This is a genomic window from Pseudomonas sp. 9.2(2024), assembly GCF_039695385.1.
Classification (GTDB): Bacteria; Pseudomonadota; Gammaproteobacteria; order Pseudomonadales; family Pseudomonadaceae; genus Aquipseudomonas; species Aquipseudomonas paraglycinae.
In genome coordinates this window covers 1,570,375-1,591,558 of record NZ_CP155585.1, presented here as the reverse complement: position 1 = coordinate 1,591,558, position 21,184 = coordinate 1,570,375, and the positions used below count along the sequence as shown (strand labels likewise).

Sequence of the window (21,184 nt, the reverse complement as noted above, 5' to 3'; positions counted from 1 at the left end):
CCGGCTCAGGCTTTTTTCGGTGGGATCGGATTGGCGTCGAAGGTATGCGGCGGCGCCACTTGCAGGGTGGTCACCGAGCCTTGCGCCGACAACGAGTACGTGACCTTGGAAATCAGCATGTCTTCATCGAACCCGAGTACCGGATCCTTGACCTTCACCAGCGTGTTGTGGCGCCACAGATCGCCGTTGGACTGGCGCCAGCCCTGCACCTGATAGGTGGTGGTCAGCGCCCGGCCCATGCGCGTGGCGCTTTCCCACTGGGCCCGTTGCTGGGCCAGTTCGAACGTGAGTTGCGAGCCTTCGTTGATGATGGTGGTGCGTCGACGCTTGAATGTCAGATCGGTCGCACTGGATTCAACCTCGCTGACCGCCGCCCCACTCTTCTTGTCGTTGCCCTTTTGCTGGCCGATCACCCGGTATTCGGAGAACACCTGGCTGTAATCCATCGGCGCGTTGGCCGACAGGATGTTCTTGCCCAGCTCCAGCGCATCGCTGGCGCGGCCGCCGCTGCCCGGTCTGGCCAGCACCAGTCGACCTTCGGCGTCATCGGTGGAAAACACCCGGTACAGCGAGAGCAGACGATCGATCGACTGAAACACCGTTTCACCCGGGACGATCGTGTGCTTGCTCAGGCGTGCAGTCTCGGGAATCTCGTTGACCACAAACTGCGTGTATTCCCCGGCCAGGGCCTGGACGATGTTCAACAGCGATTGATCCTGCCATTGGCCGGGGATGTTTCGCGCCGCACAATCCACCAGATCCTGGGTCTTGGAACTGCCCTCGACACTCAGGCTGATCTGCCGCCCGTCATAGCTGATCGGGGATTTGAAGACGTATCCGGTGAGGACCAGATCCTTGCCGATCCGCACCTCGCACGGGTCGCCAGCCTTGATCCGCTGATCGACGGTCTGTCCCGGCCATTGCCAGGTGATATCGAGTTTGAAGGTGCGGAACTGGCGCTCCAGATCGGCGCTGATTTCCACGCTTTTCCAGCCGCCATATTCCATGTCGCCGACCGTCAGTGTGACGTGGTTGTCCATCTCGTCCATGGCTCACTCCCTGGAGACTTTCACATCGTTGGGTGAGAACACCGGATGAGCGATGCCGTTGCGCTGGGTCACTTCCGTGACCCGGGTCGCATCGGCAAATTGCTTGTAGGCCACGACCAGCGCCGGCAGGCTTTCCTGAAACGACTTGCTGACCAGTCGCACACCGGACGACGCCACAGCCTTGAGGTGCGCGATCAGCGCTTCCTTCACATCGCTGATGGCTTGATAGTGCGCGGGATCGGCCTTGTTCTGCGCCAGCTGGAGCGCCTCGACCAGCTCTTTTTGCAGCAGTTGCAGATCGTCGGTGACCGGCACTTCCTGGCGGGTAACCGGTTGAATCGCCTGTTGCGCCACCGTGGGCGTCGACGTCAGTTTCACCGGTGTCGAAGCCACCGGCATCGAGGCGACCCACTGCGCCACTTTCACGATCAGCGTGTCCTGCACCAGATCGGCCATGGCCTGCGCCGCTGCCGTGGTGTCCTTGCCGGTGGTGAGTTTCGGCGCATCGGCCTTGCGGATGGCTTCGATCTGTTGGGACACGTCGGCAATCACGCCACGATAGCCCTCCTTCGCAAACGCCTTCAGCTCCTTGATATCGCCCAGCAGCCCCTTGAACTCCGCCGCCACTTCCTTGGGCAGTTCCTTGACGGCCTTGACCAGCTCGGTGATCTCTTTGTACTGCTCGATCAGTGGCTTGAGCTGTTCCTTGATCACGTCATAGACCCCGGTGAGGCTATTGCGCAGATTGGCGATGCCGATCCGCGCAGCCTTGATCAGGGTCATGGCCTGTTCGAAACGTGCCACCGCAGAACCCAGCAAGGTATCAGCCTTGGCCAGAAGCACCTTCTGCGTGCTGACGGTGGCGGTCGGAAACGGCAAAGGACGGTCGGGGTAGAACTTCAGTGCGAAAGTCACCAGCCCGCCATCCTGGCGGGTGTGGGTCATGTCGCATTCGCCGACCTTGACCTGCAGGCGCCCCAGCCACGGATGCACCAGTTCGCCGCTGCCTTGCTCCAGCGCCTTGAGCAGCTTGTCGCGCTGCTCGAGGCAATCGGGGCCGACGATGAAAGCCGTCAGGTCGTGGGTCTTGGCCTGCTGGCCGAGATCCTCGAAAAACGGCAGGTCGCGTTGCGGATATTCGTGTAATTGCCCGTTGCGGCCGACCGGGGTTTTCGCCTGATCGACCCAAAAACCGACCCCACGAAAGGACGCCGGCACCAAACGGTCACGCCAGTTCATTGGAACCTCCCATGGACAGCGAGCGATAGCCGATGCGCGAAGACAGCGCCAGGCCCGGCTGATTGGTTTGCGGTTGATCGGTACGCAGCCCGGCCGGCGCATTTTCGAAGCGCACCGTCAGGCCGCCTTCGAGTTGCGTGCGGCTGTTGGCGGCACTTTGCTGGATCAGGGCGCTGGAGGACTGTGGCAACGGACTGTTCAACCCGGCCGCCCCCGCAGGTGTCGCAGCGCTGCCGGTTACGGTTTCGAAGAATCCGGAGAAATGGCCACCCAGCAGTTCCTTGACCTGTCCGAAGATGCTCTGCAGCCTCGTCCACATATCACTGAACCAGACGATGACGGGCTCCCACTTCTGTTTGATCGAGTCCAGCGGAGACTGGCCGAAAAGGTCACCGAACACACCCTTCACCGATTGCGCATCCGTGGTCAACGATGCCCACAAACCGGAAAAGTAGCCTGTCACGCCACCCCAGGCCGCCGTTGCGGACTCCACAGGCAAGACGTCGAACACTCGGCGCAAGCTGTCCTGCAACGAGGCCATGGAAGCCCCAACGACATCCCGCAGCGCCGAGAACACATCAGTGACCGGCTGCCAGGCTTCGTTGATGGTCTGGATCGGCGACCAACTGAACCGCGCCTTGAGCGACTCCACACCCGCCCCTGCGCTGGCTACCACGCCGTTGTAAAAATCACCGACCACACCACTGGCAGTGGCCAGCGCCTGGCTCAGCACTTCACGGGGCGAAAACGAGAACGAGGCCTTGAGTTTTTCGATGCCGGTCGTTGCATTGGCGACCGCACTGTCCCAGAAATCACTGACGACCGTACTGGCGGTTTTCAGCGCCTTGTCCATCACCTCGCGAGGCGAGAAAGAGAACTTCGCACTGAGTGCTTCGATACCCGCCTTCGTCCTGGCGATCGTACTGTCAAAGAAGTCACTGATGACTGTACCGGCGGTTGCCAGCGCCTTGTCCATCACCTCGCGAGGCGAGAAAGAGAACTTCGTACTGAGTGCCTCGATACCCGCCGTCGCGCTCGCCACGGTCTCGTCGAAGAACTTCGTGACGGTGTCGACGCCCGCAGAGAACAGCTCAACTGTCTCATCCCACGTTTTGCCGACAGAGGCGCCCATCGAAGCCAGTCCCTCCTTCACGGATGTGACTCCGCTATCGAAGGCCTCACGGGTGAACGCCCACATTTTGCTGAAGACCCCGGAAATCGAAGACCAGTTGTTGGTGATCAGGCGCGCACCAATCACAATCAGCGCCACAGCCCCGGCGATGGCCGCAGCAACAAGGCCGATCGGTGAAGCCAGGATGCCCAGCACTGCGACGAGCCCCATTGCACCGACCGTCACCACCGTGAACGCCACCGCCGCGGCAGCCAGTCCCTCGACGAGGTACGGATTGTTCGCGAGGAACTGACCAATCGAGGTGATCACCGGCGTGATAGCGGTGACGATGCTGTTGACTGCCGGCAACAGCGCCTGACCGATCTTCAGCGATACCTTGTCCAGTGCCTTGTTGAACTTCTCAAGGTTGGCCGAGGTTTCTCCGTGCACAACCTTGGGCACTTTCAGCCCCTTGTTCGCCCGGACTTTCTTCGCCAGCGCATCCTGCGCTTCGATGGCCTTCTTGATGCCGTCTTGAAACGGCTTGAGCAGGCCACCTTCGGAAATGAATCCGGCGACATCCAGCGGCTCCAGGCCGCTGTCTTCCATGCTTTTCTTGAATGCTGCGACCTTGCCGCGCAGCCCCTTCATCTCGGCCTCCATTTTCTCGGCGCCCTTGAGCACCACGAGCATGTTGACCGTGACGGGGAAGTTCTGCGGGATCAGGCTCAATTGTGTATTACCCATCACTGCACCTGCTGCATCGCATTGATCCGTTGCGCGTGCTCCAGCGATTCGCGAAGCACATCCAGTGGCCTGGCCATCATCTGTTCGGGGTCAACCTTCCAGAACCAGGCCAGGTCATAGGCGACCGAAATCAGGTCGGTGATGGTTCCGACGCCGCACTCATGAAAAAACCTGCAACGGCCCAGCTCAGCGCGTTGAGGTCAGCCAGGTCCAGCTGGTTGACCGACGACGGCGGAATGCCGGCGCACACGGCGATGTATTTGGCCGCCACGTCCATGTCGAGGCTGACCTCTTCGCTCTTGTCGATCTTGTACGGCAGCGCCTTGATCGCTCGCACCTCCTGCACCGTCGGACGGCGCAGGACGAGTTCGGTCAGGGGCTCGCCGTGAGCTTCGATCGCAACTTGAAGCTTCACGGCGCCGCTCATTGCCAGGTCCCCTTGATGCCTTCGAATTTCAGTTCGATGGTGGCGTCATCGCCTTTGGAGACTGGCTCTTCGACCAGGTAGGCACCGGCCAGTACGTAGACTTTGCCGTTGCTGAATTCGCAGGTGACGGTGATATCGGTGCCTTCGATCAGCTTCTTCAGCGGGAAGTCGGCGGTGTGCAGCGCGGTCACCTTGAACGACGGCGCGACGTCGGTTTCCTTGTAGAAACCCGGCACGACGGTTTCGCGTTTGACGGCCATCAGCGGGGCTTCGCAGCCGCCATTGATAGTCAGTTGTGCACCGTCGACCTTGACGTAGCAGGTGCCTGCAATCAGTTGACCCATGGTGTTACTCCCTTCAAATAAAAAGCCCACGCAAGGTGGGCTGAAATCACAGTGTCAAACGCGCCGATCAGGCGACGTCGTCGTACTGCAGACGGAACTGGTTGAGCAGTGCGAACACGCGCAGACCGTTGATGTAATCCGGCGGGAACAGCACGTTCACGCGGCTCGGGTCCTGCACGTCGCGCTCGACGATCAGGTGCTCGGCGAACAGCTCGGCGTTTTCCACGTGGCCTTCGAGTTCGAGCTTGGCGTACTGGGCGATCAGCTCACCGCGAATGGTTGCCGGCGTGACGATCGGCTGGCCGGCGCCGAAGCGGGTGCCGTCGGAGGCCAGTTTGTGGCGACCGTATTTGCTGGTGATCACGCTTTGCAGACGACGCACGATGAACGCCGACTGGTGCATGGTTTCGCTGTCCAGGTACGAGTTATCAGCCTGGCCGTAGGCGTTCTTCTGGTAGGTGGTGATCGAGCGCTGGATGCGCACGTAGCCGCCTTCGTAGTACGCGGTGGCGATGCCGTAGTTGAGCAGCGACTGACGCTCGGTCAGGGTGAAGCGCTCGCTGGCCGGGGCCGGATCGACACCCGGCAGGCTGCCGCTCTGGGTCGGACGGCTGGCGTCGGCGGAAATGAACACGGCGGTGCGCGCAGTCAATGCGGCGGCTTGCACCCAGACCGGTTGCGGAACGCCCTGCTCCAGCGCCTGAATGGTCACGTGCTGGTCGTTACGCGCCTGACCGGCTGCCACCAGAGTGCCGACGGTGCCGCGCTTGGCGCTGTACACGTGACCGAACAGTTGCTTGGCCCACGACCAGCGACCGGTGCTGTCGTCCATCACCGCTTGCCAGGTGTTGAGGGTGGCCAGGTCGGACCATGGCAGAGCGATAAACTCGAACGGCTCGTCACCCAGCGCAGCAACCGCTGCCACCTGATCCGGCACGCCGACGCCACCGATCATCGGCGTGATCGCGGTGACCAGGCCGGCCGGCGTTTCTTCGCCGTTGCTCTTGCCCAGGCGATTGAATTGCAGACTGATGTCGTTACCGCTGTCGCCAGTCCATTTGGCGTTGAGCGTTACCACACCCTCTGCGACCGTCGCGCTCACCGGCAGATCGGCGGTGGCGTTGACCTTCTGCGCCAAAGCAGTTGCAGCCTGTGCAGCGGTGGCGCCGTTGGCGATGGTGGCCTGTACGCGGACGCCGCCGACATACAGGTTGAGCACGCCAGCCTGGGTCGCGGTGCCGGTCAGGGTCACGACGCCTTTGGCGATGGCGCCGGTAGCGTTGTGCAGCGGCAGGCACCAGATCTCGCCGATCGGGTCAGCCTTGCGGAAGGTTTCGTACATGGACGCGAGCATCGAGCCCTGGCCACCAATGCTCTTGGCCAGCGCCACGCTGGAAACCAGCACCAGTTTGCCGACTTCGCCCGGAGCGATGTCGTCGTTGACCTGCGCCACGATCAGGCGACGCATGGACGAGGTCGCGCTATTGGCGGCCGAGTTGTCCATTTCGGCATAGAACAGCGGTACACGAATGTCCGCAGGGATGTTGCTGAATCCGATCGCCATTATTTGGCTCCCTTTTGTTTAGCTGTTGCGGTTTTGAGGGTGATATCGCCGTCGGCCAGACGCCGGCGCCACCAGGCGCTGTCCAGCACTTCACGGCCTTCCAGTGGCAGCAGGTCGCCTGCTTCCGGGTCCGGCACGGCACGGCCGGCGGCCGGCACTACGGTGATGCGGTTGCTCATGGGGTTACGTCTCCAGAGAAAGTCAGTTCCACGCGCCCGTCAGGGCCCGGGCGTTTCAGGTTGGGGTCGGCCGGGTCGATCGCATCAACCCGCACGGTGGCCCCGGTAAAGGACGACAAACCGTCCAGTTCGCGTTCGTGCCAGCTCTCCGCAGGCTGACTTGGCAGATTGCGGCCCAGCTGGAACTCGGCAAAAAAGCGCAGCCGGTAGAACGCGCGGCTGCTGTTGATCGAGACCGTTTCGCCGCCGTCGTAAACGATGGCGCTGTAGTTGGAATCGGGTTTGAACCCCACCAGCGCACGCCACAGTTCGGCGCGCAGGTCGTGCAACAGATCCAGCGCTTTTGTGGCGTCCGTGGCATCCAGTACCAGGATGATTTCGAAGCGGTCGCGGATCGGCTGGCTGAGGGAGTTCTGTGCGGTGCTGGCGCTGGCTACGTCAGCCAGCGGTAAAACATGGGCCGAGGGCATCGGCAGATTCGGGTCGCCTTGCAGAAGCACCAGGTCGACACCTGTCGCGATATGGCCGGCAAGGCTTGGGCATTGCGCACGCAGCTGCGTGAGGATCGGGGAGATCTTCATGGGGAGCGTTCCAGGATGTGTGAGTGGCCACAGTGAGGTGTGTGGCGGTGAGATCGGGGGATCAGTCCCTGGCTTTTGCCTCGGGATCCCGGCCGTTTGCTTCGATCAGACAGCGATAGCTTTCCTCGCGCTTGCCGCTGGCCGTGACCTTTTCAATCGACCAGCGCCCGCGCATGAAATCCGGCCAGGTATCGTCGAGCACCAGCAGACCTTCGGCCGCCAGCAACGGATCGCCCGGACAGGTGACCTTCAGCTTGTATTTCTCGCGCAGCATCTTGCGCACTTCGGCCTCGCCGATGGCTTTGGCTTCTTCTTCGCTGGCCAGTCTCTGGCGGATGACCTTGTAGGGTTCGGAACCGGTGACCACTTCGCGCAGTTTGCCGAGCGCACTGTCCCAAAAGGAGGTTTTGCAACCCTGATTCTGGGTTCGGGCGGTTTCTTCCAGCGTGGCGCTGATGAAGGCGTGATCGCCCGGTCGATTGTTGTGGGTGACCGACAGCCTGACGTCCGGTATGACCTGTCCCGACAGGTTTTTCAGTTGCGCCGGTTTCGCCAGTACGTAGAGGTCGTTGAACGGTTTGGCCACCGCGTCGTACTTTTTCGCCAGGCGTGTGATGAAGCCCATGTCGGTTTCGTTCGACTGGTCGACATGGGCGATCCTGATCAGCGCCAGTTCGGGGTCGACGCGCGGCGAGAATCCGTGTCTCGAGACCAGCTCGCGAAACAGTCCGCCAAGGGTTGTAGGGCCATGACTGGCCGTGCGCCGTTCCTTGAATCGGGTCTCGTCCTTGCCGCTGAAAGGTGCGGCGGTCGCGACCAGCGTCAGGCGCAGCGGGAACAGCGTCGGCGTCAGTCGGGTCACCTTGAACTGGCCCTTTTCCACCAGTCCGGTCTCCAGATAGCCCACCCGCAGGCCGATGGTTCCGCCCAGGGTCGGCAAGCCTTCAAGGCCTTCCAGATCGAGCACCAGCGTCAGTTGATCGGACTCCATGCCGGCGGCATCGATGTGTTCCCAACTGATCAGGCGCTGGTTCAGCAGGTCCTTGTGGGCGCCGTAGATTTCGATCGCCGGCGTAAATCCCTGTGCCATGCAGCCTCCTTAATCCCAGGCCAGAACCGGTTTGATTGCGGCGGGCCTGCTGTCGAGTTCCGGCAGCGTCACCCAGACACCTGCCGGCAGGATCGGGCCGTGCTCGGCCAGGGTCGGGTTGAGTGTCCACAGGGCTTCTTCGGCGCTGTCATCGCTGCGACCGGTTTCGCGGTACAGCAACAGATTCACCGAGTCACCGGCCACGCTTCGTACCTTACGCATTGTTGAACTCCGACAATCCGATGACCCACTTGATCACCATCGCGGTGCCGTCATCGATGACCTCGCTCTGGTTTTCGTCGATGCTGTTGATCCGCCACAAACCCCAGTTGCGGCCAATGCCGTCAATCAACGGCAACGGTGCACGCAGTGCTTGCAGCGCACGCAGTTCATCGAGCCGTTCCATCCCCACGGCGTACATCGAGGTGCCGGAGATGGTCAGGGTTTCAGGCTTCTGCCCTGTCTGATGGGATCTGGGTTTGCTGTTGAGGATCTGCAACTCGGTCCAGCCACCCTCGGACTTTCGCGCCAGCGTGCTGTAGGCAAAATCCCGGGACAAACCGAAGATGAAACTGCCCAGTGCCATTTGTTGTTTCATGTGGCGACTCCATCGGTCAGGGCTGCGTCACGTCGTGTGGCGAGCGGATTGGTCGGCATGATCTGGCCCAACTGGCTCATCGTTGTCTGCACCACCAGATTAGCCAGTGCCTGGGCGCTGCCCTGATCCTGACCGTTAATGTGGATGGTGGAGTTGAACGTGACAGGCTGGCTCGCGGCTGTAGAGGCTGTGGTGGCAAGTGCCGCGGGGATCGTGGAGGTCGCCGAGGTCGCGATCAGGTCTTTACTGACCTGTGCAGGAGTGCCGAGACGATCGACTTGTTTCCCTAGCTTGTCGCCCAGGGAATCACCGATGGCCCCGCCCGCCATGCTCCCCAGCCAGCCGCCGACCATGGTGCCCACACCCGGCAGAATCAACGTACCCAGTGCAGCACCGACAGCGGCACCGGCAGACGACCCCGCTAACGATGCACCCGACGACACGACGGCACGCTTATCGCCCTTCATGACGCCGGTGACCATTTCGTATCCGGCGCTGAGCAACCGCAGCGGCGGTGCCCGTCTGGCAAGCAGTCTGCCTGCCCTGGCGTAAGAACCGGACAGTGGAGCGGCCGGTGCAGAACTGACGGCTGATGAGCCTGCAAATGCCGTCATGGTTCCCGGTATGGGCGTGCCGGACATGAGGGGCAAAACGGGTCGAGTCGGCGGCGCGAGCGGTGCCGACGGTGCACTGATCCGTGGTGCCCGAGGGGTCACCCGACCGATTTTTTCACGTCCGACTCGAGCCCTGATGCTTGACTGGCGAGGCTTGAGCTTGCCGCCTGTCCCGCCACCCAGCGGTTTGCAGCAGCAACAGTCATGGCCCGCGCTATCTCCGGCGGACGTTTTCTTCGCTTTCGGGTCTCCAATATCGGCAATCAGACCGCCAAGACCGAACGGCAATTTTGAAGCGACGCCCTTGAGCAGTTTGTCGGTGAAATTGCCGAATGCCTTGGCCATCACCGCGACTACGATGGCCGACAGTCCAGCGCCCGCAAGGGCCAATGCCGTCGAGGTCTTGGGATGGGCTTCAGCCATATCGGCCACGCCATTGGTCATATTCGTCAGCGAGTCCAGCGTGCCGGTCGCATCCGGCGCCAACGCCGTGATCAGACGATTGAGACTGGCATCGAACGCGTTCCAGCTTCGCTGCGGGTCTTTGCCCGCAGGCTCGGCGCTGCGTTCAATCGCGCCGCTGTATGCCGGTGTCAGTGGATCATCGGGCTTGAGCAATGAAATTGGCGTCTGTGCCTCGCCGGGTTTGCCCATCCACTGACGCACACCTCCCAGACCCGCGAATGACGATGCCAGGCTGCTCTGGGCTGCTTGCGAGGACACAAGCGTCGACGTTCCTTCCAGTTTGGCCGGAGCGACCAGCGCAAATGCTTTTTGCAGGTCTTCAGGTTTCGCCAGCAGTTTGCGTACACCGTCGTCGCCACTGAAAAGTGTCTTGACCAGCGCCGCTTGCTGCTCTGCCGGTTGTTGCTTCAATGTCGCCAACGCTTTGACAAGGTTGTCCGGTACGTTTTCGGTCAGCTTGCCGGGATCAAGCCCCAACGCCTTCCACGCCGACTGCTCGGCCGCCGAGCCTTGGGTGCCTTTGCCCAGGGCTGCGCTGATGCTTTTCACCGCTGCCCCGGCCCCGGCCTTGTCGACGTCAGCGTTGAGCAACGCGGCTGACAGCGCCGCCAACTGCTCGGGCAGAATCCCCGCTGCAACGGCCGACTCGCCGGATTGCTGCACGACCGAACCGATATCGGCAGCCGTCGCATTCAGTCCGCTGTTGCCCAGTTGCTGAGTCGCATCGGCCAGCAGTTGACCTTGAGCGCGATCCAGTTTCATCGAAACTTGCCAGGCCGACAGCATTTCACCGGCCGACTTCAGGCTGATGCCGAACGCCGACGCATTGACCGCTGCATCCTGGGCAAAGTCCAGCAGCACTTGTTCCTTGTCGGCGCCCTTGAGACCGGCGCCAATCCCGGATCTGCCAGCCGCGACCTCGACCTGCACCAGATCCACGACCGTCGCCCCACTGCCGGCAACCCGTTTGTCGGTGGCCAGTTTGAGGTTGGCTTTCGACAGCGTGTCGAGGTCGCCACTCAGGCCTTGAACCTGCTTGAGCTGGGCCATGGCGGTTTCCAGGGCCATGTCCGATTGCAGGTAGGCCGGCGGCGAGCGTTGTTCAATCTCAGCCTTGAGCTTTGACTTGCTCTCGCCGCCTGCCGCCGGCGCGGCAGTTACAACTGGCACCTTGAACGATGCCATGGCCGTGTTCAGCCCCAGGACAACGGCGCCGAGTTTGATCTGTTCACGCACCAGACTGCGGATGTCCAGGCTGGCCGTGAGCAGCGCCTCTTTCAGTTCGGACAGTGGTTTGATCAGGCTGTCCGTGGCCGATCCCCCTGCCGACAAACCGGAACCTGCGCCGCCGGTTTGCGCGGCGTACATCAGCGAAAACGATGTGTCTGCCATGCCGCTCTACTCCTTTTTCACGCCAAGGCGAGTGATCGCTATGTCGTAGCGGCGCAACGCCTTTTCGGCGTCCCACTCCAGAATTTCCGCCTCACTTACCGGGTAAATGAGCGGCACGATATCGAGGATTACTTCGATGTCGCGTTCTGAAAGAAGGCCGCCGGCTGGTTTAAAAAATCGTCGATACGCACCTGCAATTGCGTCCAGTCCGGCACGCTCAACAGGGCCAGATCGGGGATCATCAGGCCGGTGCAATGGGCGGTGATGAACTCGGCGCGTTCCTTGGCCGTTTTCAGTTTCTTCATCACTTTGGTGGCCCGCAGCGCCGGCATTTCCAGACTCAGCGAAGTCACGGTGCGGCCGGTGACGGCGAGCGGCAACAGCAGTTGCACCTGATCGGGATCATCGGAATGTTCCGCGTCTTCGACCTGGTCGAGAAAGAACGACGCCGGACGGGTCGAGAATTCGTGCACGTACTGCGCGATGGTCACGTAGTCCGGGCGCTTGAGCTGGTCGAGTTCCTTGACCGACAAGCCGGTGGCCAGCAGCGCCAGTTCGAAGAACTGGTCGTCTTCATCGTCGCCTGCGCGTTCCAGCGCTTCTTTCTGGGCGGCGTAGAACAGCGGCTTGAGCTGGATCGATTCGATCTGCGAGCCGTCGTCACCGGTGATCGGCGACAACAGAACATGCTTGGGTGGCATCCACGACATGAAAGGAATTCCTTGGGTGTTCTTGAAGATTCCTGTGGGCATGAACGCCCACAGGTTTTGTGCCTGATCTGCCGAAAGGCTTACGGCATCAGCACCGCACGACGGGCATCACCGAGGATGTCGACGCCGTTGAGCACGAACTTCTGGGTGCGCACGTCGATGTCGATCACCGGCACGCCGTTTTCCAGGCGGTTGTAGGTGCGGCAGGAAAACTCAAGCGTCGTCAGGGCTTTGCCACCCATTTTGATTGCTTCTTCACCCATGGTTTTGAGCTTGCCGCCAATGGTGTGATAGGTGAACCAGGTGTTGCCGTCCTGATCCTGACCGGCTTCACGCACGTTCAGCAGAATGTCGTCGCCCAGTTTCACGCCCATCGCCAGCAGCACTTCAGCGCCGGTGCCTTGCAGCTTGAGCGTGGCATTCAGCGCCTTGGCGCTCTTGGCCATTTCCTCGACGATGAAGCGACCGCCCGTCATGCTTTCCATGTCGAAATCGATTTTCGGCGGAGTGAATTCCTCCACGGTTGCCGACAACGGCAGGCCTTGCAGGGTGGCCGCGATGGCCTGTCTTACGCGGTTGGTAAACATTAGAGAACGTCCTCCAGGAACTGCTCGATGATTTCATCGCGGGCGTTGAGTTGATAAACCATGTGTTCGTTCGGCGCGTAGCGGCCGTAGTCGATGACCACGTACCAGGTGCCGTTCTTGTACTTCTCGACGCTGTTGAGTTCCGGGTGCAGATACACGCTGCCGCCGGGAATGGTTTCGTCGGCGACCAGGGTTTGCAGCCAGTCGTTGATGCGTTTGACTTCCTGATCCATGAACGACTTGGTCAGGTTCTTCGCCATGGCTTTCTGGCCGGCCTTCACCAGCTTGCGGCTGATCGCGTCTTCCAGACCGACGTAGCTGATGAACTTGCCGGTGATCGAACGGTTGCCCAGCAGCGAGAAGCCGCCAAGGATGGTGCGGGCGTAGTAGCTGACGCCGTAGCGGTTGAGCAGATCGCCTTCGGTGGAGGTGTCGAGGATGTTGTATTCCACGACCCGCGACACGTCTTCGGCGTAGGTCACCTGGTTGCCCGCGCTTTCCCATTGCTTGACCTTGGCCAGCGCGGCAATCGCCAGACTGGATGGCGCGAGGAACACGTTTTTCTTCGCCGCTTTCGAGTACACGGCCGGCATGTTGTGCACCACCAGGCAACGGTCGAAACCCAGATCCGCACCGCCCAGCTCCTGGCTGTACAGCACCTGATCGGCGACCGAAGCGTCCTTGCCGTCCAGCACCACACGGGCCTTGATGCGCTTGCCGAACGAGGCGAACTCGCTGGCCACAGCCTTGGTGCCGGTGAAACCCGGCGCGCCGATGATGGTCAGGTCTTCCGGGACGCTTCCCAATGCGGCCAGACCAAGCTTGCGGCCGGTGGCCGGTTCAACACCGCCGATCACGGCGTTGACGGTATCGGCCGGGGTCGCGCCCGCTTCGACGATCACCACGTACACCGGCACCTTGACCACTTTGAGGATCTGGTAGACGGCGTGGTACAGGGTGCCCTCTTCCGAGCCAGTCGGATCGAGCAGCGCGTGGGTGGTGAAGCTGTTGATGCGAAACGGTGCGTTACGCGGAATCAGCGGATCGGCTTTCGGCGCGGTGCCGACCAGACCGATGACGTTGTCGCCCAGGCCACCCATGGCCTCGGGGGATTCGGTGGCATTGACGGTAATGCCGTTGTGCTCGAAGTTCAGAACCTCAGCCATAGTCAGTCAGCCTTCTTGGCAGCGGCCTTCACGGCCTTGGTGGTAGATGTTTTCAGCTCCAGTCGACCGGCGCTGTGCAATGCGCTGGCTTCGACGTCGAGCAGATCGAGTTCCTGGCCGACGCTCGACCAGTGACCACCCCCGGTGGGGAATGGAACGAGCACGGTGTAGGTTTGGCGGGTTGCCATTTTTCGTTTCTCCATAAACGGGAAAGCCCCTCGTTGGGAGGGGCTTGGCGGGTGTTGAATGAATTGGGCGTCAAAGAAAACGCCCCGGGGTACGGGGCGTCTATTGAGTTACCTGAGCGGAGGAAGTCCCCCATGGAAACTCCTGCTGGATTTCATTGAACCTGAGTACTCCAGCGGCGCGGATAGCCTCCCAGCCAGTTTCACCCATGGCTTCCATCCGTTGCGCTTCGGCAAAAAACCGATCCGAACCTGTGATGGGGTCCGCGTATGCGCGCAGACGAAGAGACTCGATTTCCTCGCTGGTGTATTCCGCGGGTTGTCGCTCAGGCAGAGCGTGTTTGGAAATGACTCCGGCATCATCGAGTTTCCAGATACCGTCCAGCTCCTGGGTAATACGCATCCACAGACTTTCATCAATTTCGAGCGCGCCTTCGGGAATGTCGTTGACGCCACGAATCAGGCGAGAATCGAGAATGCCTGCGGCATCAAATGTCACGTACTTCATGCCATTCACCTTTAATGTCCAATCGAGAGCCAAAAGAAGTTTGTGGCTGTTTGCAATGGTGCTCCCGAAACACCGGAGCTGACGCCGACGGCTGTGAATGCGGTTTTCGAAGGCAGGCCTGAAAGCTCAATGACATCCGCCGCCCCCGAAACGTTGAACGGTGTGGATTGAACACCCAAACAGGCATTGGGGAAGCTCAACGTAAAAGGCACTGCCGTTGATACAGCGGGAATCGAGGCGTAGCCCCACTGAAGGATGAAACCACCCAACCATGTTGGAAAAACGACGTAGCCATTTGCGGCCTTGAGGATCTGAAACCCCCAACGAAGCTTTTTCGGCGTCACGATAGTCGTGTCATCCACACCTGCATCAGCCTGCACCTGAGTAGCAACTTTTGCCGTGCCTTGATTGCTTTCGGTCGCTTGCTGCGCCAGCACCGACAACGCAGCGACATCAATGCTTCCCTGATTGATCGGCGCGTTCCAGGCCTTGATGCACCACATCACTGCCAGGTTGCGTGGGCGGGTTTCTGTCGAAGTGCGTGCCACCCTCGAAGCATCGAACGACATATTGATGACACCGGTAGAGGCTGTGCCTGCGGGGAGTTGCGTCCCACCTGCCGCTGTCGCACTGAAAGCGCCGCCGACCGTGCCCGTTGCTGCAAGCTGAACACCGTTGTTCGCGGAATACTGCCCTGTGATGTTCTGAAGCGAGTCGAGTTGATAACTGCCGATTGCCCTGCCTGCATCGACACCGCGTCCGTGATCCCAACCTCGCAGGAACTCACCACGTGCTTCAGGCAACCGGAAGTTTCCGGCCCCCTCATCACCTTTGTTGTAAGTGGTGCCAAGATACGCCGCCAGATCCGGATAGGTTGCAATGCTCTGCACACTGCCATCCAGCTCAAGAAAACCAGGCGCAACGATCCCCGTCGGGAACGCCATGACGGCACCCACCGGAACGGCAGATCCAAGCCGGGAAACTTCCTTGACCAGTGCCGCTACGTCGATGTTTCCCTGATTGACCGGCGCGTTCCAGGCTTTGATGCACCACATGACGGCGATGTTGCGTGGACGCGCCTCTGAACCGCCCGCCGAGGAAGTAGTGACATTGGAACTCTGAAAGTCACGCCCTGGACCAGCCGCCAAATGACCATACGAGTAAATCGTACCAACGGCTGTATGCGTATGTGCCTTGTTGTCATCAGCCTGCCAACTGCCAATGCCACGCCCGGCATCCACCCCACGCCCATGATCCCAACCCCGCAAGAACTCCCCACGCGCTTCAGGCAAGCGGAAATTCCCGACACCCTCATCCCCTTTGTTGAACTTGCCACCCAGATAGGCGCTCAAGTCCGGGTAGGTCGCGCTGCTCTTGACGCTGTTGTCCAGCTCCAGAAAGCCCGGCGGTGGCGAGTCAACCGGGAACGCGACAATCGACCCCACCGGCAATGCCGAGGCCTTGGCAATCAGCGCCTCGACTTCAGCCTTGGTGTACGAATCCTTGATGCCGAAACCGGACAATGTGTCGGGGTTCGAGCCGCCAGTTGCGCGGCCATATTCGTCGACCGTCAGACTCTTGTAAGTCCCGGCGGCAATCCCGGTACGACCTGCCAGCATCTTGAACGTCAGCGCAGTGGTGCCGAGGGTGATCGGCGCATTGGTGGTCAGGTGCCACAGCGAATCGCCGTTGAGCGCGCCCTCTTCCACCATCACCGTCAGACCCGGGGTGACCTTGGCGCTGACGTTGGCATCATTCGCTCGAGTCCAGTCACCGTTGGCCACAATCCACAGGCCGTTGTCCTTGGCCAGGGTCTGGTTCGGCAACAGCACACGGTCACCGGCAACCACCGCCACACCGTCAATCTGCTGCGCACCGTTCAACACCACATTGGCGGTGGCGGCGACGCGCACCGATTGTTTGCCATCTAGCTTGCCGAGTTCTTCGGCGAGGTAGCTCATGACCCACGCCCGAGTGGCCTTGACCACGGTGTCATCGATCAGCAGCGTCACCAGCGCGGCATTGCTGGTCTCGAAAATCGAGCGGATGTAGAACTCTTTGCCCGAGCCGGACGTGGCCAGCACCGGCTTGAACGACTCCGGGTATTTGACAATGGCGTAGAGAATCCCGGTGTCGGTCCACAGCCCGGCTTCACGCACATACCAGCCGCCGACGTCCGGCGGAATGGTCACTTCCGCGAGCAGCCAGCTCGGATTCTTCTCGTCCTGGAACAGCGCATTGAGCGGACCGCGCCAGACTTCGCGTTTAAGCGCAGTAGCCGTCGCGGCCGGGTTGTAGACCGCACCGCCGCCGTCGCCGACGGAAATCTGCGTCAGCTTGATCGGTACGCCCGCCGCCTTGCAGGCGGTTTCGTAGGCAATCCCTGCGTTGGTGAGCAGGGTGTAATAGTCAGCCATTCAGGCCCCCTGAGGATAAATAGTGGATGTTTCGACGGTGTATAGCGCCGCCGCCATGAAGGCCTCACCGGATGTCTCGAGCCCTTCGAGGAACACCGGATACACCGTGGTCAGCTCACCGCAGAAGGTCGCGGCGCCGATGACGTGATTGCCGAAGGCGCTGAGGCCGACAGACACCGACAGCACGTCCCGTTCGCTCTTGGCATCGGCCAGGCGTCGGTCGAGACGGGCGTCGATGGCTTCGCTGTAGGGTTGTTCGGTGAAGGCCCGCACGGAAAAGCTGTAAGGCTCGCCGGGCGGGATCTGTTCGTACCAGGCGCGGATTTCCGGCCTGAGTTGCAAACCCTTGGCGGCGTTCTCCAGCGCCTTGCGAGTGCCGGCCTGGCGCGCGGTGGGCCAAGCCAGTTCGACGGTCAGGCGTTTTTCCGCTTCCGGTGCGTCGGTGCTCCATTCGGCAACACCACGATCTGCCGCGAGATACGGCAGGAACGCGACGGGAGTTGAAGCCGGATTCATCAGTTCGGGAAACGGCGGCGCGACGCGATCAAGTAGTGCGCCGAAGCCGATGTCGAGGGCCCGTTCCAGCGCCGAGCTGTTGGCTGGCAGCAGGGTCGGACGCGGTGTCTGATCGGTCATAGCGTCTGCACCTCGACCTCGACCGCCGTGCAGTACGGTGCTTGAAACGCCGAGCACACAACGGAATCCAGAGGTTCAAGAATCTGCAATTGCACGGCGCCGGCGCTGTGCAGCGTGTAGTCGATCCAGCTCGGATCGACCCGGCCTTCCAGGCGATGGCAACTGTCGGCGTAGGCCTGCAGGTGTTGCTGCGCGGCGACCTTGGTCAGGCCCGAATCCGGACCGGAATTGATCTTCGCCACGACGCGGATTTTGTAGCGCTGAATCTCTGCGCCTTTGACCGTGACCTTGTCGGTTTCCGGACAGACGTCGGGCCGGGAAAAGTGTTGGCGCACGCCTTCAAGCAAGGTCGGGGACGGCGTACCGTCGCCCTCGCGGGCAAGCACGGTGACTTGCACTTCGCCAGGCGCCGTGCGGCGACCGTTGCCGTCCTTGACCTGCGCGGCAAGACCGTCCCGGGCGAAGGTATAAGTGACGTTCACGACACCGGCATCGGTGGATTCGACTTTTACCGTCGGACGTTCGCCCAAGGTGAACACCTCGCGGCGGTATTGCATCCGCGAACCCGCCGCCGGAGCGTGGGGCGCCAGGTAATAACGCAGCCGCGCGTCGTCGTCGCTCTCGTATATCGCCGGCACCGGCGGGAATGCCGCCGGGTCGCCCGGATCGAGCAACTGTCGCTCCAGGCCCATGTCCGCCAACCGCGCATCTAGATTGCTGCCCGTTGCCCACCACGCCAGCATCTGCTTGATCCGGGCGTTGTATTTGCGTTCATGGGTTTGCAATCGAACGCAGAAAGCCTCAAGCGCCAGTGTCAGCAGTTCGCTTTCGTTCTCCAGGCTGGCCTTGAGTTTGGCCGCGCTCTGCGGCGAACGCGCGCCGACATACTCGACGACGAACGTCTTGAACTCGGCGAGCAAGTCTTCGAAAACGTCGACGGTGATCAGCGACGGTTCGGCCAACTGGTTCTGGCCAGGGATCAACATGCTCATGTCACGACCTCGAAAGTCTGTTGGCGGTTTTTCCAGGTGCCGGCAAATCGCAACAGCAAACCCGCGCCCTGTCGGGTGGCGACGATCACGCCGGGCTGAAAATCGCTGATGCCGTTTTGCGGGTTGTAGAACGCTTGAGCTGCGTGGCTCTGGGCGAGCAACAGGATGTCGTCGCCCAGGTTTTGCCCTAGCAGCGTGGGTATCAACGAACCATAAAGGGGCCTTTTTTGCCGGGTGCCCAGCGGCGTGGTCAGGGCTCGTGTCGCGCGCTGCACGAATTGCAGCCAGTCGTCGACCGTGGCCCCGCTGTCTCTATCGATTCCGATCATGGGAGGCTCTTGATTCAGGGGCTGATGACGCGACCCTGGTGATCCACCAACGGGCCACTGAAGTGCACGCCCGAGGCGTCGATGGTCAGCCCGACAGCACCCAGTTGCAGGTTGATCAACTGGGGCGTCATCGCCAGCCGCGCGGGGCCGATGCTCAGCTCAAGCGATTCGCGAGAACCGTTGAAAGCTGCCGGACCGTTTTGCCAGTGCAGGGTGTGCGTGGCGTCGTCGTAGCCGCTCTCGCTGCCGTCCTGATGGACGCGACGAGTCAACGTCGGCACCGTCGAGGTAGGCGGAAAGCGGTCGCTGTTCAGGCCGAACAACGCCACGCTCTGCGCACCGCTTTCGCCACTGCCGTAGTTGAACAGCAGACACTGTTCGCCCACCGTCGGGATCCGCGACTCGCTCTGCGCGCCGGCGCTGGGGTTGAAGAATTTGATGGCCGGCGTCAGCAGACCACCGTGGCTGACTCGGCAAGTGTTGCTGCCCGCATCAACCTCCTGACAGATGCCGATGCGGCAATAACTCTCGGCACGCCGGTGCAGGTCTTCGATCTCCGCTTCCATTTCCGCCAGGCGCTCGATGATCGGTGCCATGTGCATTCGCAGTAATGCGTCGAACATTGATCAGGCCTCCAGCGAGGTGTATTGGTCGGGATCGTCGATGTCGCTGACTTCCCAGGTGCGGGCGAATTTCGGTGTGCCGAGTGGGTCGTCCAGCAGGGTCGGGCCCAGGTAGAGGGTCTGGTTGAACGACAGCGTCCAGGCTTTGTTCGGCTGATCGGCGCGGACGAGCAATGACGGCATTCCATCGATGTTCATCGGCAGATCGCATTGCTCGCCGGGCAAGCCCCAGCGGTTGTCGGTGATCAGGTTCTTCAGCGCGGCGATCAGATCACAGGCGGCAAATGCCGTGGCGGACAGCGCCGGAATGACTTGCAGCGACAGCGTCAGCACATGGGCAATCCGTCCGTTGGCGGCGCGCTCTCCCGATGCATTGCGTTCGATATCGATCAACACCCAGGCCTTGTCGCCGGGGGCCGTGAAGTCATCGTGATTACCGACCTGCACGTTCAGCTCGGAGCTGTTGCGCAAGGCTGTCGCCATCGCCGTGAACAACTGCGAAGGCTGCTGGATCGGTGTGGGCATGCTTGACCTCCTTTTTCTGATGTCCACGCGAAGTCCCGCCGCACGGCGTGCAGCGAGACAGGAAAGTGAATGGGTTATTGCGGGTCGCGCGGCGGAACTTCGCAGACGCCGATGCGCTTGGCAGCCCAGCGTTCGTAAAGGCCGATGGCGACGTCGGCACCGGCCATTGCAGTGAGGCAACCAAATGCCCCGGCGGCCCAGATCGACATGCCGGCGGCGTACAGCAGCATGATTGCCGACACGCCGCAGATCATGCAGGCACCGGAGCGCAAGGCAAGCCGCCGCAGCAGCGGCCAGCCGCGGGCGCCCTCCTTGTCGGCGCGCCACATTTCGCCGGACACCCCGCCCGCCACGGCAAGGAGGATGACCAGCCAGATTGGCATGTCCAGCAACGCTTGTTGCTCGTTTGTCATGTCACGCCTCCTGAAAGCGTTGATGAATGAAGAGAAAGTGAAGAGGCGACACCGGACGGGTGTCGCCTCTGATGCGGGGAAGAACAGCGACAGGTTCCGCGCATTCAGCAGTTACAGGCGCTCGACAATGACGTTGTCGATGAAGGCGTAGTTGGCGTACGGGTTCTGCTCGTTGGAAAACGCCAGAGTTGTCTGCGCGGTAATCGCGGTGAACTCGTAAGTGACGGTGCTCCACTCGACCGCGACGCCTTTGGCTGTCGGTGTGTTGAACGTAGCGGTTTGCCCGGCCACTTTCACCTGAATGACACCGTCGCCGGAGCGGCTGGCGAATCGGGAGTTGCCGGCACTGAAAGTCAGACGGTACTTGGCGCCCGGAGTGGTCGCGAAATTCTGCTGAATCCCGCCACCGTTGCCATAAACGTAGTTGGCCAGGTCGACGATCATCACGCCATCCGCTGCCACAGAACCGCCGATGGCATTGGGCATGTTGAAGTATTCGGCACCGGACAGGAACGTCGTCCAGCCTGTGATGGCATTGGTTTTTGCCGGGGTGTCCAGAATGCAGCCACCACCGCATGTCGATTGTTCAAAGCTGCCGTTCACCAGGAGGTTGGCGGCAATTGCGCTGCCGCCATTGCCCAGCAGTGCAACAGCGAGAAACGGTGCTACGTATTTCTTGAGAATGTTCATGTC

The 21,184-nt window shown here is 61.3% G+C and carries 25 protein-coding genes; all 25 read right to left on the bottom strand.

Annotated features, from left to right (window positions below; genetic code table 11):
* Positions 1 to 5: 5 nt before the first annotated feature.
* Positions 6 to 1,049 carry a phage baseplate assembly protein gene (locus ABFB52_RS07050; protein ID WP_102717220.1) on the bottom strand — a complete coding sequence of 348 codons (1,044 nt, stop codon included), beginning with the start codon at positions 1,047 to 1,049 and terminating at the stop codon, positions 6 to 8.
* A 3-nt stretch (positions 1,050 to 1,052) separates the two neighbouring features.
* Positions 1,053 to 2,288, bottom strand: coding sequence for a DNA circularization N-terminal domain-containing protein (locus ABFB52_RS07045; protein ID WP_102686575.1), 1,236 nt, complete (start codon positions 2,286 to 2,288; stop codon positions 1,053 to 1,055).
* Complete coding sequence (locus tag ABFB52_RS07040) at positions 2,275 to 4,131, bottom strand: hypothetical protein (RefSeq protein WP_256656678.1); 1,857 nt, start codon at positions 4,129 to 4,131, stop codon at positions 2,275 to 2,277. The genes ABFB52_RS07045 and ABFB52_RS07040 overlap by 14 nt, the downstream gene beginning before the upstream one ends.
* Positions 4,132 to 4,276: 145 nt before the next feature.
* On the bottom strand, positions 4,277 to 4,573 hold the full coding sequence (locus ABFB52_RS07035) for a phage tail assembly protein (RefSeq protein ID WP_085748142.1): 297 nt from the start codon (positions 4,571 to 4,573) through the stop codon (positions 4,277 to 4,279).
* Positions 4,570 to 4,917 (bottom strand): phage tail tube protein, encoded by a 348-nt coding sequence (locus ABFB52_RS07030; protein ID WP_085697365.1) that lies wholly within the window; start codon positions 4,915 to 4,917, stop codon positions 4,570 to 4,572. Before ABFB52_RS07030 ends, ABFB52_RS07035 begins: the two co-directional genes overlap by 4 nt.
* A gap of 67 nt (positions 4,918 to 4,984) precedes the next feature.
* Entirely contained in the window at positions 4,985 to 6,481 is a 1,497-nt protein-coding gene (locus tag ABFB52_RS07025) for a phage tail sheath subtilisin-like domain-containing protein (RefSeq protein WP_129973401.1), read from the bottom strand.
* Positions 6,481 to 6,660 (bottom strand): DUF2635 domain-containing protein, encoded by a 180-nt coding sequence (locus ABFB52_RS07020; protein ID WP_007954893.1) that lies wholly within the window; start codon positions 6,658 to 6,660, stop codon positions 6,481 to 6,483. The genes ABFB52_RS07025 and ABFB52_RS07020 overlap by 1 nt, the downstream gene beginning before the upstream one ends.
* Positions 6,657 to 7,241, bottom strand: a complete 585-nt coding sequence (locus ABFB52_RS07015; RefSeq protein ID WP_102717216.1) for a hypothetical protein — start codon at positions 7,239 to 7,241, stop codon at positions 6,657 to 6,659. Before ABFB52_RS07015 ends, ABFB52_RS07020 begins: the two co-directional genes overlap by 4 nt.
* A 61-nt stretch (positions 7,242 to 7,302) precedes the next feature.
* Positions 7,303 to 8,331 carry a phage late control D family protein gene (locus ABFB52_RS07010; RefSeq protein ID WP_129973402.1) on the bottom strand — a complete coding sequence of 343 codons (1,029 nt, stop codon included), beginning with the start codon at positions 8,329 to 8,331 and terminating at the stop codon, positions 7,303 to 7,305.
* Positions 8,332 to 8,340: 9 nt separating this feature from the next.
* Positions 8,341 to 8,553: a tail protein X gene (locus ABFB52_RS07005; protein ID WP_085605268.1), complete on the bottom strand. Its 213-nt coding sequence runs from the start codon at positions 8,551 to 8,553 to the stop codon at positions 8,341 to 8,343.
* The gene (locus ABFB52_RS07000) at positions 8,546 to 8,929 is read right to left on the bottom strand and encodes a phage tail protein (RefSeq protein ID WP_129973403.1); all 384 of its coding nucleotides are present in this window, start codon (positions 8,927 to 8,929) and stop codon (positions 8,546 to 8,548) included. Before ABFB52_RS07000 ends, ABFB52_RS07005 begins: the two co-directional genes overlap by 8 nt.
* Complete coding sequence (locus ABFB52_RS06995; protein ID WP_129973404.1) at positions 8,926 to 11,400, bottom strand: phage tail tape measure protein; 2,475 nt, start codon at positions 11,398 to 11,400, stop codon at positions 8,926 to 8,928. Before ABFB52_RS06995 ends, ABFB52_RS07000 begins: the two co-directional genes overlap by 4 nt.
* A 128-nt stretch (positions 11,401 to 11,528) precedes the next feature.
* Positions 11,529 to 12,110, bottom strand: coding sequence for a phage tail assembly protein (locus ABFB52_RS06990; protein ID WP_129973405.1), 582 nt, complete (start codon positions 12,108 to 12,110; stop codon positions 11,529 to 11,531).
* Between the two features lie 80 nt (positions 12,111 to 12,190).
* Entirely contained in the window at positions 12,191 to 12,697 is a 507-nt protein-coding gene (locus ABFB52_RS06985; protein ID WP_102686570.1) for a phage major tail tube protein, read from the bottom strand.
* Complete coding sequence (locus ABFB52_RS06980; protein ID WP_129973406.1) at positions 12,697 to 13,863, bottom strand: phage tail protein; 1,167 nt, start codon at positions 13,861 to 13,863, stop codon at positions 12,697 to 12,699. The genes ABFB52_RS06985 and ABFB52_RS06980 overlap by 1 nt, the downstream gene beginning before the upstream one ends.
* Before the next feature lie 2 nt (positions 13,864 to 13,865).
* Positions 13,866 to 14,051 (bottom strand): hypothetical protein, encoded by a 186-nt coding sequence (locus ABFB52_RS06975; RefSeq protein ID WP_085612311.1) that lies wholly within the window; start codon positions 14,049 to 14,051, stop codon positions 13,866 to 13,868.
* 100 nt (positions 14,052 to 14,151) lie between these two features.
* Positions 14,152 to 14,556, bottom strand: a complete 405-nt coding sequence (locus tag ABFB52_RS06970; protein WP_129973407.1) for a hypothetical protein — start codon at positions 14,554 to 14,556, stop codon at positions 14,152 to 14,154.
* A gap of 11 nt (positions 14,557 to 14,567) precedes the next feature.
* Complete coding sequence (locus ABFB52_RS06965; protein ID WP_129973408.1) at positions 14,568 to 16,973, bottom strand: phage tail protein; 2,406 nt, start codon at positions 16,971 to 16,973, stop codon at positions 14,568 to 14,570.
* A complete protein-coding gene (locus ABFB52_RS06960) occupies positions 16,974 to 17,609 on the bottom strand; it encodes a phage tail protein I (RefSeq protein ID WP_129973409.1) in 636 nt (211 codons plus the stop codon).
* The gene (locus ABFB52_RS06955; protein ID WP_129973410.1) at positions 17,606 to 18,601 is read right to left on the bottom strand and encodes a baseplate J/gp47 family protein; all 996 of its coding nucleotides are present in this window, start codon (positions 18,599 to 18,601) and stop codon (positions 17,606 to 17,608) included. Before ABFB52_RS06955 ends, ABFB52_RS06960 begins: the two co-directional genes overlap by 4 nt.
* The gene (locus tag ABFB52_RS06950; protein WP_085683341.1) at positions 18,598 to 18,930 is read right to left on the bottom strand and encodes a phage baseplate protein; all 333 of its coding nucleotides are present in this window, start codon (positions 18,928 to 18,930) and stop codon (positions 18,598 to 18,600) included. Before ABFB52_RS06950 ends, ABFB52_RS06955 begins: the two co-directional genes overlap by 4 nt.
* A 14-nt stretch (positions 18,931 to 18,944) precedes the next feature.
* Positions 18,945 to 19,553, bottom strand: a complete 609-nt coding sequence (locus ABFB52_RS06945) for a phage baseplate assembly protein V (protein WP_129973411.1) — start codon at positions 19,551 to 19,553, stop codon at positions 18,945 to 18,947.
* A 3-nt stretch (positions 19,554 to 19,556) separates the two neighbouring features.
* Complete coding sequence (locus ABFB52_RS06940; RefSeq protein WP_085748129.1) at positions 19,557 to 20,078, bottom strand: hypothetical protein; 522 nt, start codon at positions 20,076 to 20,078, stop codon at positions 19,557 to 19,559.
* Between the two features lie 74 nt (positions 20,079 to 20,152).
* Positions 20,153 to 20,491: a phage holin family protein gene (locus ABFB52_RS06935; RefSeq protein ID WP_007954843.1), complete on the bottom strand. Its 339-nt coding sequence runs from the start codon at positions 20,489 to 20,491 to the stop codon at positions 20,153 to 20,155.
* Between the two features lie 111 nt (positions 20,492 to 20,602).
* Positions 20,603 to 21,181, bottom strand: a complete 579-nt coding sequence (locus ABFB52_RS06930) for a DUF642 domain-containing protein (protein WP_085748128.1) — start codon at positions 21,179 to 21,181, stop codon at positions 20,603 to 20,605.
* Positions 21,182 to 21,184: the final 3 nt, after the last annotated feature.

Coding starts and splice junctions, on each gene's coding strand:
- ABFB52_RS06935 (WP_007954843.1), bottom strand. CDS start 20,491: ATGACAAACGAGCAACAAGCGTTGCTGGACATGCCAATCTGGCTGGTC.
- ABFB52_RS06965 (WP_129973408.1), bottom strand. CDS start 16,973: ATGGCTGACTATTACACCCTGCTCACCAACGCAGGGATTGCCTACGAA.
- ABFB52_RS07010 (WP_129973402.1), bottom strand. CDS start 8,331: ATGGCACAGGGATTTACGCCGGCGATCGAAATCTACGGCGCCCACAAG.
- ABFB52_RS07000 (WP_129973403.1), bottom strand. CDS start 8,929: ATGAAACAACAAATGGCACTGGGCAGTTTCATCTTCGGTTTGTCCCGG.
- ABFB52_RS07030 (WP_085697365.1), bottom strand. CDS start 4,917: ATGGGTCAACTGATTGCAGGCACCTGCTACGTCAAGGTCGACGGTGCA.
- ABFB52_RS06945 (WP_129973411.1), bottom strand. CDS start 19,553: ATGTTCGACGCATTACTGCGAATGCACATGGCACCGATCATCGAGCGC.
- ABFB52_RS07020 (WP_007954893.1), bottom strand. CDS start 6,660: ATGAGCAACCGCATCACCGTAGTGCCGGCCGCCGGCCGTGCCGTGCCG.
- ABFB52_RS07045 (WP_102686575.1), bottom strand. CDS start 2,288: ATGAACTGGCGTGACCGTTTGGTGCCGGCGTCCTTTCGTGGGGTCGGT.
- ABFB52_RS06990 (WP_129973405.1), bottom strand. CDS start 12,110: ATGTCGTGGATGCCACCCAAGCATGTTCTGTTGTCGCCGATCACCGGT.
- ABFB52_RS06950 (WP_085683341.1), bottom strand. CDS start 18,930: ATGATCGGAATCGATAGAGACAGCGGGGCCACGGTCGACGACTGGCTG.
- ABFB52_RS06930 (WP_085748128.1), bottom strand. CDS start 21,181: ATGAACATTCTCAAGAAATACGTAGCACCGTTTCTCGCTGTTGCACTG.
- ABFB52_RS06980 (WP_129973406.1), bottom strand. CDS start 13,863: ATGGCTGAGGTTCTGAACTTCGAGCACAACGGCATTACCGTCAATGCC.
- ABFB52_RS07015 (WP_102717216.1), bottom strand. CDS start 7,241: ATGAAGATCTCCCCGATCCTCACGCAGCTGCGTGCGCAATGCCCAAGC.
- ABFB52_RS06970 (WP_129973407.1), bottom strand. CDS start 14,556: ATGAAGTACGTGACATTTGATGCCGCAGGCATTCTCGATTCTCGCCTG.
- ABFB52_RS07050 (WP_102717220.1), bottom strand. CDS start 1,049: ATGGACGAGATGGACAACCACGTCACACTGACGGTCGGCGACATGGAA.
- ABFB52_RS07025 (WP_129973401.1), bottom strand. CDS start 6,481: ATGGCGATCGGATTCAGCAACATCCCTGCGGACATTCGTGTACCGCTG.
- ABFB52_RS06995 (WP_129973404.1), bottom strand. CDS start 11,400: ATGGCAGACACATCGTTTTCGCTGATGTACGCCGCGCAAACCGGCGGC.
- ABFB52_RS07005 (WP_085605268.1), bottom strand. CDS start 8,553: ATGCGTAAGGTACGAAGCGTGGCCGGTGACTCGGTGAATCTGTTGCTG.
- ABFB52_RS06975 (WP_085612311.1), bottom strand. CDS start 14,051: ATGGCAACCCGCCAAACCTACACCGTGCTCGTTCCATTCCCCACCGGG.
- ABFB52_RS06940 (WP_085748129.1), bottom strand. CDS start 20,078: ATGCCCACACCGATCCAGCAGCCTTCGCAGTTGTTCACGGCGATGGCG.
- ABFB52_RS06955 (WP_129973410.1), bottom strand. CDS start 18,601: ATGAGCATGTTGATCCCTGGCCAGAACCAGTTGGCCGAACCGTCGCTG.
- ABFB52_RS06985 (WP_102686570.1), bottom strand. CDS start 12,697: ATGTTTACCAACCGCGTAAGACAGGCCATCGCGGCCACCCTGCAAGGC.
- ABFB52_RS06960 (WP_129973409.1), bottom strand. CDS start 17,609: ATGACCGATCAGACACCGCGTCCGACCCTGCTGCCAGCCAACAGCTCG.
- ABFB52_RS07035 (WP_085748142.1), bottom strand. CDS start 4,573: ATGAGCGGCGCCGTGAAGCTTCAAGTTGCGATCGAAGCTCACGGCGAG.